The following is a 16,376-nucleotide window of genomic DNA, read 5'->3' as shown; positions in this document are numbered from 1 at the left end:
CTCAAAGATTGCGCGAAATGACCATGCGCTGAATATCGCTGGTGCCTTCGTAGATCTGGCAGACCCGCACGTCGCGGTAGATCCGCTCCAGCGGGAAATCGTTCAAGTATCCGTAACCACCGAGGGTTTGCAAGGCTGCGGAGCACACCTTCTCGGCCATTTCCGAGGCGAACAGCTTGGCCATGGACGCTTCGACCAAGGCCGGCTTGCCGCTGTCTCTTAATGCCGCCGCGTAATGCACCATCTGCCGGGCCACAGCGATTTGGGTTGCCATGTCCGCCAGGCGGAACGCGACCGCTTGATGTTCGATGATTGGCTTGCCGAAGCTTTCACGCTCTCGGGCGTAGTCGCGGGCGGCTTCGAACGCGGCGCGGGCCATGCCCACCGACTGCGAAGCGATGCCGACCCGGCCGCCTTCGAGGTTGGCCAGGGCGATTCGATAACCTTCGCCCTCCTCGCCCAAGCGGTTGGCCACCGGCACCTTCACGTCTTCGAACAGGATCTGGCAGGTGTCGGACGCATGCTGGCCGAGCTTGTCTTCGACCCGTGCGACTTTGTAGCCCGGTGAATCGGTGGGCACGATCAGCGCCGTGATGCCACGCTTGCCGGCACTCGGATCAGTCACGGCGAACACAATCACCACCCCGGCGTTCTGCCCGGAGGTGATGAACTGTTTGCAGCCATTCAACACGTAGTGATCGCCTTCCAGACGCGCGCGGGTTTTCAAGCCGCTGGCGTCGGAGCCGGCCTGCGGTTCGGTGAGGGCAAAAGCCCCGAGCATCGAGCCGCTGGCCAAGGGTTTGAGGAAGCGTTCTTTCTGGTCGTCGTTGCCGTACTTCAGAATCGGCACGCAACCCACCGAGTTGTGCACGCTCATGATGGTCGAGCAGGCGCCGTCGCCGGCCGCGATTTCTTCCAGGGCCATGGCGTAGGCCAGGTAACCGGTGTCGCAACCGCCCCACTCTTCCGGCACCAACATGCCGAAGAAGCCCAGTTCCGCCATCTCGCCGATGGCTTCCTTGGGGAAGCGATGCTCGCGGTCCCATTCGGCGGCGAACGGTTTCAGCCGTTCCTGGGCAAACTGCCGCGCCGCGTCGCTGATCTGAAGTTGTTCGTCAGTCGGGAGCATAGTGATTCCTTAGTACAGGCATTCAACGGCCATGGCCGTGGCTTCACCGCCGCCGATGCAGATCGCTGCAACGCCGCGCTTCAGGCCTTTCTGGCGCAAGGCCGAGAGCAAGGTCACTAGGATCCGCGCGCCAGACGCACCAATCGGGTGACCGAGGGCGCAAGCGCCGCCGTGAACGTTGACCTTCTCGTGGGGAATTTCCAGTTTGGTCATGGTCACAAGACTGACCACGGCGAAGGCTTCGTTGACTTCGACCAGATCGACTTCGTCCAGCGACCAGCCGGTTTTTTTCATCAGCTTCTCGATCGCGCCCACCGGTGCCACCGGGAACAGGCCCGGGGTGTCGGCAAACGCGGCGTGGCCGTGAATCACTGCCAGCGGTTTCAAACTGCGCTTTTCAGCTTCGGAACGGCGCATCAACACCAGCGCCGCAGCACCATCGGAAATGGAGCTGGAGTTCGCCGCCGTCACCGTGCCGCCGTCGCGGAACGCCGGTTTCAAGGAAGCGATCTTGTCCAGTTTGGCTTTCGGTGGTTGTTCGTCGTTGCTGATCAGCACCTGCTCTTTGCCGACGGTCACGGTGAGCGGCACGATCTCGTCTTTGAAACTGCCGTCCTTGATCGCCTGCTGCGCGCGGGTGGTCGAGGCAATGGCAAACGCGTCCTGGGCTTCGCGGGTGAAACCGTTGGTTTCAGCGCAATCCTCGGCGTAGGTGCCCATCAGGCGACCTTTGTCGTAAGCGTCTTCCAGACCGTCGAGGAACATGTGATCAAGCACACGACCGTGGCCCATGCGGTAACCGCTGCGGGCGCGGTCCAGCAGATACGGGGCGTTGGACATGCTTTCCATGCCGCCGGCGACGACCACGTCGGCGCTGCCGGCCACCAGGATGTCGTGGGCCAGAATGGCCGCTTCCATGCCCGAACCGCACATTTTGTTCAGAGTGGTGCAACGGGTCGATTTATCCAGCCCGGCGCCCAGTGCGGCTTGGCGCGCCGGGGCCTGGCCGAGGCCGGCGGACAGGACGCAACCGAACAGCACTTCTTCAACCGAGTCTGGCGCCACACCGGCACGCTCGACAGCAGCGCGAATCGCCGCAGCACCGAGTTGCGGTGCGGTCAGGCTTTTCAGTTCGCCCTGGAAACCACCCATCGGGGTGCGGACGGCGCTGACGATAACAATGGGATCGTTGGAAATAGTCATGACAAATCCTCCTTATTTGGCGGCCATGCGCAAGGCGCCATCGAGACGGATCACCTCGCCATTGAGCATGCTGTTTTCAATGATATGCCTGACCAGCCCGGCATACTCGCTCGGTTTGCCCAAACGTGGCGGAAACGGCACGCCGGCCGCCAGGGACGCGCGGACTTCCGGAGCCATGCCGGCCATCATCGGGGTTTCGAAAATGCCGGGGGCGATGGTCATCACGCGGATGCCGAAGCGCGCCAGTTCACGAGCGGCGGGCAAGGTCAGGCTGACGATCGCGCCTTTGGAGGCGGCATACGCAGCCTGGCCGATCTGGCCGTCATAGGCTGCAGCCGAGGCGGTGTTGATGATTACACCGCGCTCGCCATCAACATCTGCTTCGGTTTCGGCAATCGCCGCAGCGGCCAGGCGCAGCATGTTGAAACTGCCGATCAGGTTGACGTCGATCACCTGGCTGAAATTGGCCAACACGTGTGGACCGTTCTTACCGAGGATCTTCTCACCGCGCACGATACCAGCGCAGTTGACCAGACCATTCAGGCCACCGAAGGCTTTGACCGTCGCCTGCACAGCGGCTTGCGCCGCGGCTTCGTTGCTGATGTCCGCCACCACGCTTTGCGCGCCAAGACGTTCAGCCTGGGCCGCAACGGCTTCGGCGTTCATGTCCACCAGCATCACTTTGGCGCCCGCCGCGACCAGCATTTCAGCGGTGGCCGCACCGAGGCCGGACGCACCGCCGGTGACGAGAAAAACCTTGTTTTCGATCTGCATCATTGTTTCCTTGGATTCAAGCTGAAACGTTCTTCGCGGCGGCCTCTTGAGCCTTGGCGATTTCCTGGTTGCGCAAGATAAAGCGCTGCAATTTGCCGCTAGGGGTTTTCGGCAATTCGCTGACAAATTCGATTTCACGAGGGTACGAGTGCGCGGCCAGTCGTTTGCGCACGTGTTGACGCAGTTCTTCGGCCAGTTCCGGTGCAGCGCGGTATTGCGCGCTGAGCACGACAAAGGCTTTGACCAGTTCGGTACGCTCTGGATCGGGTTTGCCGACCACTGCCGCTTCGACCACGGCCGGGTGTTCGATCAACGCGCTTTCCACGTCGAACGGACCGACGCGATAACCGGAGGTGGTGATCACGTCGTCGCTGCGACCAACGAAACTGATGCTGCCGTCCGGGTTCCACTCGACGGTGTCGCCGCTCAGGTAATAGTTGCCGACGAAGGCCTTGGTCGGTGCGCCTTCGTAACCGGCGAACCAGCACATCGGCGACTGGGTACGATCGATGGCCAGAATGCCCGGCTGGCCGACGCCGAGTTCTTTGTACTCGTCGTCCAGCACCACAATGCGGTGACCTGGCGAAGTGAAACCGGCGGCGCCCATGTGGACCGGATGCTCCAGAGCATGGTGATTGCACAGGACCATGCCCAGTTCGGTCTGGCCGTAATGATCGTGAATGACCACACCGAGGTTGTCGGCAAACCAGCGAATCACTTCCGGATTCAGCGGCTCGCCGGCACTGCTGACAATGCGCAGCTTGCCCTTGATCGAGCGGGCGAACTCGTCGCCACCCGCGATCAACAGGCGATAGGCCGTCGGCGAACCGGTGAGGTTGGTGATACCGTATTTGTTGATCACCCGGCAGGTGCTTTCGAGGGTGAACGGGCCATCGTAAAAGGTGATCGGATGCCCCATGGCCATGGGACCTGTAACACCGAAATAGATGCCATAGGCCCAGCCCGGATCGGCGACGTTCCAGAAGGCGTCTTCAGGGCGCAAGTCCACGGCGTCACGGGTGTAGCTCTGGAAGGCGACGATGGCCTTGAGCGGAACGGACAGCGCTTTCGACGGACCGGTGGTGCCCGAGGTGAACATCAGCAGGAACGGGTCTTCACCGGTCAGCAGGACCGGTTCGCACTCAGCAGAATAATTGGCCAGTTCGGCCCAGAAGCTGTAATCGCCGCGGACAATGCCTTGGCCTTTGGGGCCAGCGACGGTGACGATGGTCGGGCAGTCGGCGACTTCAGAGAGTTTGGAGCGATTGCCCGCGTCGGTGACCACCACTTTGGCGCCAGAGGAGCTGAGGCGGTGTTCGATGGCTTTGGGGCCGAATGCCGTGAACAGCGGCTGGTAGACCGCGCCGATGCGCCAGGTGGCGAATACGGTGATCAGCAATTCGATGTTACGTGGCAGGAGACCGGCCACCTTGTCGCCTTTTTTCACGCCTTGGGCCAGCAGGAAATTGGCGAATCGCGCAGCTTTGTCCTGCAAGTCGCTGAAGGTGTAGGTCGCGCTGGCGCCGTCGCGGCCTTCCCAGAACAGTGCGATGCGCCCCGGCAAGGCATGCCGGTCGCAACACTCGACACAGGCATTGAGGGCAGTCAAATCGCCCGCGAGTGCGGCGTCGACGGTGTGCTGATAATTGAACTGTGATGTAGCAGACAAATAATCGCGCATTGCCAGAATCCCTTTGTATTTTTATTAGGCTGGGGGAACCTTGAATAACAGGGAAATACTCGCTCTGCGCGGGGCGCGGGACAATGGTCAAAGCTATCAAGTTGCGTGACTGGTTTGGCCAAGATTTGAGAGATGTGGCGCCTGTAAGGGCGTCATCGCGAGCAAGCTCGCTCCCACATTTGGAATGCGTCCCCCTGTGGGAGCGAGCTTGCTCGCGATAGCGTCAGCCCAGACACCACAGGCTTCGGATCAGTCAGCCTCATTGAGGATCAGGCTGCGGTAATGCCCCGGATTTGACCCGGACCACTTGCGAAACGCCTTGTAGAAAGAGCTGGTATCGGCAAACCCCAGCCGCGTGGCGATCTCGGCGAAGCTAATCGCAGGTTCGGCGAGCCAGACAATCGCCAATTCCTTGCGCACGCTGTCCTTGAGCCCCTGGTAAGTCTGGCCCTCTTCAGCCAGGCGCCGACGCAGGGTGGAAGCCGACATACACAACTGTTGCGCCAGGGGTTCGGTTTCCGGCCAGTGTTCGGCGGGCAGTTGCCGTAAATCATGCTTTATCCGGCTGGCCAGGCTCTCCGGGGCGCGGTACTTGACCAGAATATTGGCCGGCGCATGGGCCAGGAAACGCTTGAGTTCTTCCGGACTGCGCTTGATCGGCAAGTCCAGGCACTCGGCGGAGAAAATCATCCGTGTGCGCGGCCGGTCGAAACGCAGGTTCTCGGAAAACATCACCTGATAGTCATCGCAGAAGTCCGGTGCCGGGCAGCGCAACTCGATGGCCAGGATCGGAATCCGCCGCCCCGCCAGCCAGCAGGCGACGCCGTGAACGATCATCCAGTAAGTGAAATAAGTGAAGGCGCGGCGCGGGTCCTGGTCGTCTTCGAGCAGGACGATTTCCGCCAGGCTTTGCTGACGAACCAGCTGTGCGGGCAGGTGTTCGAGCATCAACGACAAAAAGCTCAAGCCCGAGGTCAGACCGGCGGCCAGGCTCGGCTGGACCATAGAGCAGCGACAGAGAAACTCCAGGCTGCCGGACTTGAGCTTGCGCGGGTCCATGCCAAAAAACTCGTCGTCCCCACGCCGCGCCAGTAAACGCCACAGACGCGCATAAGCTGTGGCCGGGACGCGGGCATCGGTGGTTTGCAGCAATGCCGGATCGATGCCGACCTTGTTCAATGCCTCATCGGTGGTCGCACCGGGGGCGCAACTTTGCAACAGCGCTTCACGCACCAGTTGAATGGAGATGGTGTCTTTTTCCGACATTGGCCGAGGCAAGCCTTGTTCTTGTTTGAGTGGTGGGCATATTAGCGCAGCCTTCGGCAGCTCCTGCAGTGGGATGACGTACACCCGTAGGAGCTGTCGGAGGCTGCGATCTTTTGCTTTTAAGCCTTACAAAATCCGATAGAGCAACCGCTCGATCCGCACACGACTCACGCGCTTGAGAAACTTGGCCACCCCCGCCGGGTATTCCAGCAGCGTTCCCAGTTCCTGGTAACGCTCGATGCGGCGGGTGTTCTCGAAAATTTCCGCCAGCTCATTACGACGCGGCTCTAACAACTCGCCTTTCGGATCATCAATCAGCAAGGCGTTTTCCAGATCAAGACGGAACGCCCGCGGGTTGAGGTTGTTGCCGGTCAGCAAGGTGTAGCGCTGATCGATCCACATGCCCTTGAGGTGATAGGTGTTGTCGCCATCACGCCAAAGATGCAGGTTCAACTGGCCGCTGTCGACGCAGCGATGATGACGCTTGGCGAAACGCCGCAGGCTGATCTCGTAAAGGTACGGCAGCGCCGAAATCACCTTGAACGGTTCGCTCGGCGGGATGTAAAAGTCGTTGGCCGTCTTGTCGCCGACGATGATGTCGATCTTCACGCCCCGCGCCAGTGCCCGGTTGATTTCCCGGGTCACGGCCAGCGGCAGGTTGAAGTATGGCGTGCAGATGGTCAGTTGCTGCTGAGCGCTAGCGATCAACTCGCAAATCACCCGACTCAACGGGTTGTTTTTGCCGACACCGAGCAATGGGCTGACCGACAAACCGCCCTTTTCCGTGGTGCCTGTCGTGGTGTCGTACGCCGCGTGCTTGAGGCGGCTGCGCAAGTCGCCGATGTCGTTGCGCAGGCTGCGGGTGGTCGGCAGGTTCGGCAAATCAAGACGATGCACCGCTTTGGAGGCGATCAGACCGTGCTGAATCAGGTGCTGCATCGAATCGGCCAGCGCGCTGCTATTTAGCAGGTGATAACGGTCGTAGCGGTACTTGTCGAATTTGTGCAGGTAAACGTTGTTCAGGCTCGCGCCGCTGTAGATCACACAGTCATCGATCACGAAGCCTTTCAAATGCAGCACGCCGAACAGCTCACGGGTCTGCACGGGAACGCCATACACCGGCACAACGCTTTCGTGAGTACGGGTGGCTTCCTGATACCAGGCCGAGTTGCCTGGCTGCTTGCCGGCGCCGATCAAGCCGCGTTGAGCGCGCAGCCAGTCAACGACCACCACCACGTCCAGTTCCGGACGCGCCAGTTTGGCCGCGTGCAAGGCATCAAGAATTTCCTGGCCGGCTTCATCCTGTTGCAGATAGAGCGCGACGATATAGATGCGCCGGGTGGCGCTGGCGATTTTTTCCAGCAGGCAACGGCGGTACTCGGCAGCGCCGGAAAGAATGGTGACGGCATCGGCGGTCAGCGGAAAACTGCGCAGTTTGGGCAGCAGAGAGCGTTTGAAAAGCGACGGCATAGGGCTCGCAAAAAGGTCGAATCCGAAGAACCCGAGAGCTTACACCATGGATCGGTTCGGGTCTTGTTACTGACTGTAATGGCCCCTTCGCGAGCAGGCTCGCTCCCCCATGGAAATGCATTCCCCTGTGGGAGCGAGCCTGCTCGCGAAAACGATTTGCCAGGCGACAAAAATAGCTACTTGACCAAGGAGAACGATCGTTCTACCCTTCGCCACATGAACGAAATAATCAGCAATGACACACGCAACATCATTCTGGATGTCACCGAAAAGTTGATCTACAAAAGTGGCATCGCGGCCACCGGAATGGATCTTCTGGTGAAAACCGCCGGCGTCTCCAGAAAGAGCATTTACCGCTACTTCGCCAACAAGGAGGAGCTCACCGTCGCGGCCCTGCAACGCCGTGATGTGCGCTGGATGCATTGGTACAGAAGCGAAGTCGACCAGGCCGAAACCCCGGCCGGCCGGCTGCTCACCCTGTTTACCGTACTCAAGGCCTGGTTCGCCTCTGAAGGCTTCCGTGGCTGTGCATTCATCAACACCAGCGGCGAAACCGGTGACCCGCAAGACCCGGTTCGCCTGGTTGCCAAAGACCACAAACAGAAGCTGCTCGACTACGTGCGCGAGCTCTGCACCGAACATGGCGCCACAGACCCGGAGACGCTGGCCAAACAGATGCTGATCCTGATCGACGGTGCTATTACCGTGGCGCTTGTCATGGGTGATCACAGTGCCGCCGATAATGCGCAATGCATGGCGCGAAAGTTATTGGACCTGTAACACTTTAACCAAGCCCGACAACTTGCTAGAACTTTACTTTGATAGGGAGACTATTAAATGTCTAATGCCGAAGTTCGTCCGCCATTGCCGCCATTCACCCGTGAATCGGCCATCGAAAAAGTACGCCTGGCCGAAGACGGCTGGAACTCCCGCGACCCGGAACGCGTGTCGCTGGCCTACACCCTGGACACCAAGTGGCGCAACCGCGCCGAGTTCGCCTACAACCGCGAAGAAGCCAAAGGTTTCCTGACGCGCAAATGGGCCAAGGAACTGGATTACCGCCTGATCAAAGAACTTTGGGCCTTTACCGGCAACCGCATCGCCGTGCGTTATGCCTATGAGTGGCACGACGACTCGGGCAACTGGTTCCGCTCGTATGGCAACGAAAACTGGGAGTTCGACGAGAACGGTTTGATGGCCAATCGGTTTGCCTGCATCAATGACATGCCGATCAAGGAAAGTGATCGCAAGTTCCACTGGCCGCTGGGCGGTCGCCCTGACGATCACCCAAGCCTGTCCGACCTGGGCCTATAAACCGACACCGAACAAATGTGGGAGCGAGCTTGCTCGCGATAGCGGTCGATCAGTCAACAATGATGTTGAATTTGATGACGCCATCGCGAGCAAGCTCGCTCCCACAGGGGGTTTGTGGTGTTCAGGCGACCGCAGCATGCGGCTTCACACCTGCCTTGGCCTCAAGCTCACGCACCAACGGCAATACCCGCTTACCGAAATACTCCACCTCTTCCTGAAAGTGGAGAAAGCCCGCCAACACCAGATCCACACCCACCGCTTTCAACGCGACGATCCGCTCGGCAATCTGCTGCGGCGTACCGATCAGGTTGGTCTTGAAACCGTCGTTGTACTGCACCAGATCCTCAAACGTCGACTTGGCCCAGTTGCCCTCACCCTCAGGTGACGCCCTGCCCGCTTGCTTCGCGGCATCGCCAAACGCATTCACCGCCTCGGGGTCCGCCTGATCGATGATTTGTGCCAGCACGGCTCGCGCCTCTTCTTCGGTGTCGCGGGCAATGACAAACGCGTTCACGCCGACTTTCACCGAATGATTGTTCGCCGCCGCCTTGGCGCGAATGTCATCGACCTGGGCCTTGATGCCTTCCGGGGTGTTGCCGTTGGTGAAGTACCAGTCGGAAACCCGCGCTGCCATGTCCCGAGCCGCGCGAGAACTGCCTCCCTGGAAGATTTCCGGCTGACCCAACGGTTTGGGTTTGAGGCTGTAGTTGTCGAAACGGTAGAAGTCACCGCGAAAGGTAAAGTTGTCCTGACTCCAGATGCCTTTCAGCGAGCGGATGAATTCTTCGGAGCGGCGATAACGCTCGTCGTGTTCCAGCCAGTGTTCGCCAATCGCCTGGAACTCGCCCTTGAACCAGCCACTGACAATGTTCACCGCCACCCGGCCGTTAGTCAGTTGGTCGATGGTTGCCAATTGCTTGGCCGCCAGCGCCGGTTGCCAAGGGCCGGGCAGGATGGCGGCGATCACTTTCAGTTGGGTGGTGGCGGCCAGCAGCGCATGGCTGAAGGCGACCGATTCGTGCTGGTACTCGGCGCCGTAACCGGCGGTGAAGCGGATCTGCGTCAGGGCGTATTCAAACCCTGCCTCCTCGGCCAGTTGCGCGAGTTTGCGGTTGTAGTCGATGCCCCAGTGGGTGCGTTGTTCGATCTTGCTGACCACCAGCCCGCCGCTGACGTTCGGCACCCAGTAGGCAAATTTGACGGCTTGCTGACTCATTGGCATGTCCTCGGGACTTTAGGGATGTCCTGAGGTAAGAGCAGCAACCGTGCCAGCGCTGAAATCATGGGGAGGGCGAACCCTGTGGCGGGGGGGCTTGCCCCCGTTGGACTGCGCAGCAGTCCCATTTTTTGGGGCCGCTTCGCGACCCAACGGGAGCAAGCCCCCTCGCCACAGAGTGGGTGTGCCTGAGGCAATTTGCTGATGCACTGTTGGTACAGCAACAATTCACTGCATGCCGACATCCAATTCCTCCAGTAAATCCTGGCCCGCGAGCTTCGGCATGGACCATGCAATTGCCCTTGGCAGACGCAACACTTTCTACTGCCGATCCAAGGAGCCGTCCCATGACCGAACACCAGGTAATCAATCCGCTGTCCATTGGCACCGACTATCAAGCGCTGGCCGCAAGGTTCCGGCCGATTTTCCAACGCATCGCCGGCGGTGCCGTTGAGCGCGAACAGTCCCGCAGCCTTCCCTACGAACCGATTCAGTGGCTCAAGGACGCCGGATTCGGCGCCGTACGGGTTCCAGTTGAGTACGGCGGTGGCGGCGCCTCCCTCCCACAACTGTTTGAGTTGCTGATCGAATTGGCCGAAGCCGATTCCAACGTGCCTCAGGCTTTGCGCGGGCACTTCGCCTTTGCCGAGGATCGCTTGAACTCGCCACCTGGGCCGGGCCGGGATCTATGGTTCAAACGCTTCGTCGACGGTGACATCGCCGGCAATGCCTGGACCGAAATCGGCAGCGTGGCGATTGGCGATGTCATCACCAAAGTCTCGCCGCATGGCAATCAATGGCGGCTCAACGGCGAGAAGTTCTACAGCACCGGCAGCCTGTTTTCCGACTGGATCGACGTGTACGCGCAACGCAGCGACACCGGCGGCGACGTGATTGCTGCGGTCCGAACCCGCCAACCCGGTATCGTGCAGAGCGACGACTGGGACGGCTTCGGCCAGCGCACCACCGGCAGTGGCACCTCACGGTTTATCGATGCTGATGTGGAGGCCGAGAACATCATCGACTTCGCCACCCGCTTCAAATACCAGACTGCGTTTTATCAGTTGGTGCTGCTGGCGACCCTGGCCGGGATTGGTCGTGCGGCGTTGCGCGATGTGGCTCATCAGGTGCGTGAACGCAAACGCATCTACAGCCATGGCAATGCGCAGCACGTCAGCCAGGATTCGCAGGTGCAGCAAGTGGTCGGTGAAATCGCGGCTCTGGTGTATGCGGCCGAAGCAAGCTCCTTGAAGGCTGCGCAACCGGCCCAGCGGGCTTATCTGGCGCGTTTCTCGGGTGATGAAGCCTTGGAACAGGCCGCGAATGTCGCGGCGGAAATCGAATCGGCCAAGGCTCAGGTGGTGGTGTCGGAGCTGATCCAGCGAGCGACCTCGCAACTGTTCAACGCGCTGGGGGCTTCGGATACTCGGGTGGGTAAATCACTGGACCGGCACTGGCGCAATGCGCGGACGGTGTCGTCGCACAATCCGGTGATCTACAAGGCAAGGATTGTCGGGGATTGGGCGATCAACGGGACCAAGCCGCCGTTTGTGTGGCAGATCGGGAATGGACCACAGACCAAGTGATGTGTCGTCAGGGCTGACGCCATCGCGAGCAAGCTCGCTCCCACATTTGATCTATGCCGCACCGGAGATCTCCTGTGGGAGCGAGCTTGCTCGCGATAGGGCCAGACCGGTCGCCGCGAAGATTGGATATAGGTAAGATATCGGCCCTTCCCCGCAGCCCTGTCCTGCGCCCCGCAGAATAAGCCGATTCCATGCCTTTCGAACTCAGTGTTGACCTCACCACCCTGGCCATTCTGGCCCTCGTCGCGTTCATTGCCGGTTTCATCGACGCCATTGCCGGAGGCGGCGGTCTGTTGACCACCCCGGCGCTGCTGACCGCAGGCCTGCCGCCACATCTGGTGCTGGGCACCAACAAACTCAGTTCGACGTTCGGCTCGGCCACCGCCAGTTTCACCTTCTACCGACGCAAGCTGTTCCATCCCAAGCAATGGATGCACGCCATTGTCGGCACGCTGGTGGGCGCGTTGACCGGTGCCGTGGTCGCTCACTACCTGCCGGCGGAATGGCTGAACAAGATGCTCCCGGTGATCGTTTTTGGCTGCGGCGTCTATCTGTTGTTTGGCGGCACGCCAAAAGCGCCGCTGGACAGTGACGCACCGATCAAGAAAAAGTGGCAATCGACCCAAGGCTTCGGACTCGGGTTTTACGACGGCGTGGCCGGTCCGGGCACGGGTGCGTTCTGGACCGTCAGCACGATGCTGATGTACCCCATCGACTTGGTGAAGGCCAGCGGCGTGGCGCGCAGCATGAACTTCGTCAGCAACATTGCGGCACTGTCGGTGTTCGTGTTTTCCGGGCAGGTGGACTGGATCATCGGCCTGAGCATGGGCCTGTCGGTGATGGTCGGGGCGTTCTTCGGGGCTCGCACCGCCATCAGCGGCGGTGCGAAGTTCATTCGCCCGGTGTTCATTACCGTGGTGCTGGGCTTGACCGTGCGGTTAGCCTGGCAACACTGGTTCAGCATGGCCTAAGCGTCGCGCCACATAGACGTCGATCAGGTAACGGGCAATCGAGCGTGACGCCGGCAACGGCGGCAGCTCATGAACGTTGAACCACTGGGCGTCTTCGATCTCGTCTTCCTGACACACGATCTCGCCGCCGGCGTACTCGGCATGGAAACCCAGCATCATCGAATGCGGGAACGGCCAGCACTGGCTGCCCATGTACTGGATGTTCTTGACCTCGATCTGCACTTCTTCACGGACTTCACGAATCAGGCAGTCTTCGGCCGACTCGCCCGGTTCGGCAAACCCCGCCAACGTGCTGTAGACGCCGGTGACAAAGCGCGGCGAACGCGCCAGCAGGACTTCATCGCCACGGGTTACCAGTACGATCATGCTCGGCGAAATGCGCGGGTAGCTGCGTAAATCACACGGTTCGCAATACATCGCCCGTTCCCGGGTCACTTGGGTCATCGCCTGCCCGCAGTTGCCGCAAAAGCGGTGTTCGCGGGCCCAGGTGCCGATTTGCGCGGCATAACCGAGCACCTTGTAAACCGTATGGTCGCCTTCGAGCATGAATGCCCGCAGGCCTTTCCAGTTGCAGCCCGGCACATCGCTGTGACTGCGCAGCTCCAACAAGTAGACCGGTTCGCCGTCCAGGTGACCGATGCCATGTTCAGCAAGGATGGACAGGTCCTGGCGCTTGAGCCATTCGCGCGGGAACAGCGCGCCATTGTCATCGAACAAAAAGCCTTCGGGGCTGCGCGCTACCGCCCAGCCGCCGGGTTGGTCGGTGTCCAGTACTGCAGTGGTCCAGCGTGAAGTCATTTTTAATCAGTCCAGAAATTCGGGTTTCTGTTTGCTCATATGGGCGGCCATGGCCACGCGCAGATCGGTGGATTGCAGCATGGCGGCGTTCCAGGTGGCGACGTATTCGAGGCCGTCATCGATGCGATGGTCGCGCATGTAGCTGATCATCTCTTTGGTGCCGGTGATCGCAATCGGCGACTTGCCGGCGATCTCACGGGCTATGCCCATGACACCGTCGAGCAGGCTGGAGGTGTCGCTGTAAACGCGATTGACCAGGCCCATGCCACGCGCTTCTTCGGCACCGAACGTGCGACCAGTGTAAGCCAGTTCACGCAGCATGCCGTCACCGATGATCCGCGGCAAGCGTTGCAAAGTGCCAACGTCGGCCGCCATGCCGATGTCGATTTCCTTGATCGAGAATTGTGCGTCTTCGGCGGCGTAACGCATGTCGCAAGCCGAAATCAAATCAATAGCACCGCCCAGGCAGTAGCCCTGAACCGCAGCCAGTACCGGTTTGCGGCAATTGTCGACAGCATTGAAGGACGCTTGCAAGGCGAGGATCTTGCGGCGCAGCAGGCGTGCGTTGCGCCCCACGTCCTTGCCCAGTTCATTGGCCACGCTGGCCAGCATCATCAGGTCGATGCCAGACGAAAAATGCTTGCCCGCACCACTGAGCACCACCACCCGGACCTCGTCGGTGTCGTCGACCCACTGAAAAATCTCGATGATCTCGCTCCAGAACGCGGCGTTCATCGAATTGATTTTTTCCGGCCGGTTGATCTGCACATGGGCGACTTTATCGGCCAGCTCGACGGTGAACGCAGTGTACTGAGACATGGCAGTGATCCTTTTACCGGGTAGAAAATGAGGCCCGGACTATAACAAGGCAGTATGGCCGGCTGTAAGGCAGCGGTTCGGCCAAAGACGGGACTGACCGCCGCGCACCACAACGGTGCGCGACCATTGCCGCGCTTCGCACATTCATGTGTCAGCTTGAATATTTTTTGAGGCAAAACTGCAAAAAAACATGCCCTTCGTCGGTGCGTTTGTCGCTCCAAACGGTACGTCCGTACCTCTTTAAACCGATTGTCGAACAATTTTGCCATCTAGTCTCCCCCGCTCTAAGTTCTGGCCTAGACTCATTTCCGCGGGGCAAAACCGGCCGGTCAAAAAGCGGAAAGAAAGTCGAAACTTTTACCGGTCGTGACGGGTCAGCTTAAAGAGTGGGGCGTTGCGACTGGTGCAATCCTTGCAACGATCTCAACAGCCATTCTGCTTCATCGTATTGGCAGCGCTTGCTCACCGATGCGTAGCGCGTTTGCGCCCGGCCACAGGAATTGGCCACGAAACACCGTTTTTGCCAGACCTAAGAATTAGATCACCAACACGGGAGATTCATATGATCAGTGCGGCTTTAGACATTCAGGGAGAACGTGCTCATCAGCAGGTCGGCGAAACGAGCGCTGTGAGCGCCCCCAGTCACCAATCGATCAGCGTACCCGGCACCAAGACGCTGACGCCGGTGGCCAGCCAGAACCCTAACAAGAAGAAAGTGCTGTTCGTCACCTCGGAGATCGCCGATCTGGTGAAAACCGGTGGTCTGGGCGATGTTTCCGCAGCACTGCCGCGAGCCATGGCTCACTTGCACGATGTGCGAGTGTTGATTCCCGGTTACCCGCAAGTGCTGCATAGCGAAAATCCGATTCATATCATTGGTGAGCTCGGTGGTCACGCCGCGTTGCCTCCCTGCAAGATCGGGCGCATGGACATGCCTGATGGTCTGGTCATTTACGTGTTGATCTGCCCCGAGCTCTACGAGCGCGAGGGTTCGCCTTACGGCGCCAACAACGGCCGCGACTGGCCGGACAACCACATCCGTTTCGCCCGTCTGGGCCTGGCAGCCGCCGATATCGCCGCCAATCTTGCACAAATTCACTGGTGCCCGGACCTGGTGCACGCCCATGACTGGCCTGCCGGCCTGGCGCCCGCTTACATGCACTGGCGTGGACAGCGCACCCCGACGCTGTTCACCATTCATAACCTCGCCTATCAGGGCGTGACCAGTCTTGGCTCGTGCCCGGAACTGGGTATTCCCCTGCATGCTTTGCAACAGGAAGGCATGGAGTTCTACGGCAAGATGTCGTTCCTCAAGGCCGGCATGGCTTATTCGAGCCACATCACCACCGTCAGCGCCACCTATGCCCAGGAAATCACCACCCCGGCCTTCGGCTGCGGTCTCGACGGTTTTCTTTCCGCCAAGACCCAGCAAGGTCTGCTCAGTGGTATTCCCAACGGCATCGATGAAAGCTGGGACGCCGCCACCGACCCGCACCTGTTCTGCCCCTTCAAAATTGGCGATTGGGAAGGCAAAGCGGTCAACGCCGCCCACGTGCGTAAGCTGTTCGGCCTGGACGCCTGCGAAGGTCCGCTGTTCGCCGTGGTTTCGCGACTGGTCTATCAGAAAGGCCTGGACCTGACCGAAGCCGTCTCCGAGTACATCGTCAAATCGGGCGGGCAAATCGCGATCATCGGTCGTGGCGAGCCGGAAGAAGAACAAGCCATGCGTGAGCTGGCCCTGCGCTTTCCAGGCCAGATCGGCGTGCGCATCGGTTTCAACGAAACCGACGCCCGTCGCATGTTCGCCGGCAGTGATTTCCTGCTGATGCCTTCGCGTTACGAGCCTTGCGGGCTGAGCCAGATGTACGCCCAGCGCTTCGGCTCGTTGCCGGTAGCACGTAATACCGGGGGTTTGGCCGACACCATTGAAAACGGCGTGACCGGTTTCCTGTTCGACGAATCCACGGCCGAAAGTTACGAGGAAGCCCTGAGCCGGGCCTTCAAGGTTTTTGCCTTCCCCGACCTGCTCAACGCCATGCGCTGCCGGGCCATGGCCGCGCCTTTCAACTGGTGCAAGGCGGTCGAACCGTACGCCGAACTCTACGAAAAACTGGTGACCAAGGCACTGGGTAAATCGGGCAAACATTAA

14 protein-coding genes are annotated in these 16,376 nt (G+C 60.0%); 5 read left to right on the top strand and 9 right to left on the bottom strand.

Features of this window, described 5'->3' with window-relative positions:
* Window position 1: 1 nt before the first annotated feature.
* The 6 genes from MO767_RS25945 to pssA form a co-directional block, all read right to left on the bottom strand.
* On the bottom strand, window positions 2-1,129 hold the full coding sequence (locus MO767_RS25945; protein ID WP_282482859.1) for an acyl-CoA dehydrogenase: 1,128 nt from the start codon (window positions 1,127-1,129) through the stop codon (window positions 2-4).
* A gap of 9 nt (window positions 1,130-1,138) precedes the next feature.
* A complete protein-coding gene (locus MO767_RS25940; protein WP_282482858.1) occupies window positions 1,139-2,332 on the bottom strand; it encodes an acetyl-CoA C-acyltransferase in 1,194 nt (397 codons plus the stop codon).
* Window positions 2,333-2,344: 12 nt separating this feature from the next.
* On the bottom strand, window positions 2,345-3,106 hold the full coding sequence (locus MO767_RS25935) for an SDR family NAD(P)-dependent oxidoreductase (RefSeq protein WP_282482857.1): 762 nt from the start codon (window positions 3,104-3,106) through the stop codon (window positions 2,345-2,347).
* A gap of 16 nt (window positions 3,107-3,122) precedes the next feature.
* Window positions 3,123-4,787 (bottom strand): AMP-binding protein, encoded by a 1,665-nt coding sequence (locus tag MO767_RS25930; protein WP_282482856.1) that lies wholly within the window; start codon window positions 4,785-4,787, stop codon window positions 3,123-3,125.
* 249 nt (window positions 4,788-5,036) lie between these two features.
* Window positions 5,037-6,053, bottom strand: a complete 1,017-nt coding sequence (locus tag MO767_RS25925) for an AraC family transcriptional regulator (RefSeq protein ID WP_282482855.1) — start codon at window positions 6,051-6,053, stop codon at window positions 5,037-5,039.
* A gap of 126 nt (window positions 6,054-6,179) precedes the next feature.
* Window positions 6,180-7,523 carry a CDP-diacylglycerol--serine O-phosphatidyltransferase gene (gene pssA / locus MO767_RS25920; RefSeq protein ID WP_282482854.1) on the bottom strand — a complete coding sequence of 448 codons (1,344 nt, stop codon included), beginning with the start codon at window positions 7,521-7,523 and terminating at the stop codon, window positions 6,180-6,182.
* Between the two features lie 216 nt (window positions 7,524-7,739).
* On the opposite strand from pssA, the gene MO767_RS25915 reads away from it, so the two are divergent.
* Together MO767_RS25915 and MO767_RS25910 are read left to right on the top strand one after the other, a co-directional pair.
* Window positions 7,740-8,303: a TetR family transcriptional regulator gene (locus MO767_RS25915; protein ID WP_282482853.1), complete on the top strand. Its 564-nt coding sequence runs from the start codon at window positions 7,740-7,742 to the stop codon at window positions 8,301-8,303.
* Between the two features lie 57 nt (window positions 8,304-8,360).
* Window positions 8,361-8,837 carry a nuclear transport factor 2 family protein gene (locus tag MO767_RS25910; RefSeq protein ID WP_282482852.1) on the top strand — a complete coding sequence of 159 codons (477 nt, stop codon included), beginning with the start codon at window positions 8,361-8,363 and terminating at the stop codon, window positions 8,835-8,837.
* 121 nt (window positions 8,838-8,958) lie between these two features.
* On the opposite strand, the gene sfnG is transcribed toward MO767_RS25910, so the two are convergent.
* Complete coding sequence (sfnG, locus tag MO767_RS25905; protein ID WP_282482851.1) at window positions 8,959-10,059, bottom strand: dimethylsulfone monooxygenase SfnG; 1,101 nt, start codon at window positions 10,057-10,059, stop codon at window positions 8,959-8,961.
* 341 nt (window positions 10,060-10,400) lie between these two features.
* Here sfnG and MO767_RS25900 point away from each other — a divergent pair, with 341 nt between their 5' ends.
* Window positions 10,401-11,639, top strand: coding sequence for an acyl-CoA dehydrogenase family protein (locus tag MO767_RS25900; RefSeq protein WP_282482850.1), 1,239 nt, complete (start codon window positions 10,401-10,403; stop codon window positions 11,637-11,639).
* A 191-nt stretch (window positions 11,640-11,830) separates the two neighbouring features.
* Window positions 11,831-12,610 carry a TSUP family transporter gene (locus tag MO767_RS25895; protein ID WP_149627940.1) on the top strand — a complete coding sequence of 260 codons (780 nt, stop codon included), beginning with the start codon at window positions 11,831-11,833 and terminating at the stop codon, window positions 12,608-12,610.
* Here the strand turns inward: MO767_RS25895 and nudC are convergent.
* Window positions 12,578-13,408, bottom strand: coding sequence for an NAD(+) diphosphatase (gene nudC / locus MO767_RS25890; protein WP_282482849.1), 831 nt, complete (start codon window positions 13,406-13,408; stop codon window positions 12,578-12,580). The two genes, MO767_RS25895 and nudC, sit on opposite strands and share 33 nt — an antisense overlap.
* A gap of 6 nt (window positions 13,409-13,414) precedes the next feature.
* Window positions 13,415-14,227: a crotonase/enoyl-CoA hydratase family protein gene (locus MO767_RS25885; protein WP_282482848.1), complete on the bottom strand. Its 813-nt coding sequence runs from the start codon at window positions 14,225-14,227 to the stop codon at window positions 13,415-13,417.
* A gap of 562 nt (window positions 14,228-14,789) precedes the next feature.
* On the opposite strand from MO767_RS25885, the gene glgA reads away from it, so the two are divergent.
* Window positions 14,790-16,376 carry a glycogen synthase GlgA gene (glgA, locus tag MO767_RS25880; protein ID WP_282482847.1) on the top strand — a complete coding sequence of 529 codons (1,587 nt, stop codon included), beginning with the start codon at window positions 14,790-14,792 and terminating at the stop codon, window positions 16,374-16,376.

This window comes from Pseudomonas sp. UYIF39, from assembly GCF_029963765.1.
Taxonomy (GTDB): Bacteria; Pseudomonadota; Gammaproteobacteria; order Pseudomonadales; family Pseudomonadaceae; genus Aquipseudomonas.
This window is presented reverse-complemented; position numbering and strand designations above follow the sequence as displayed.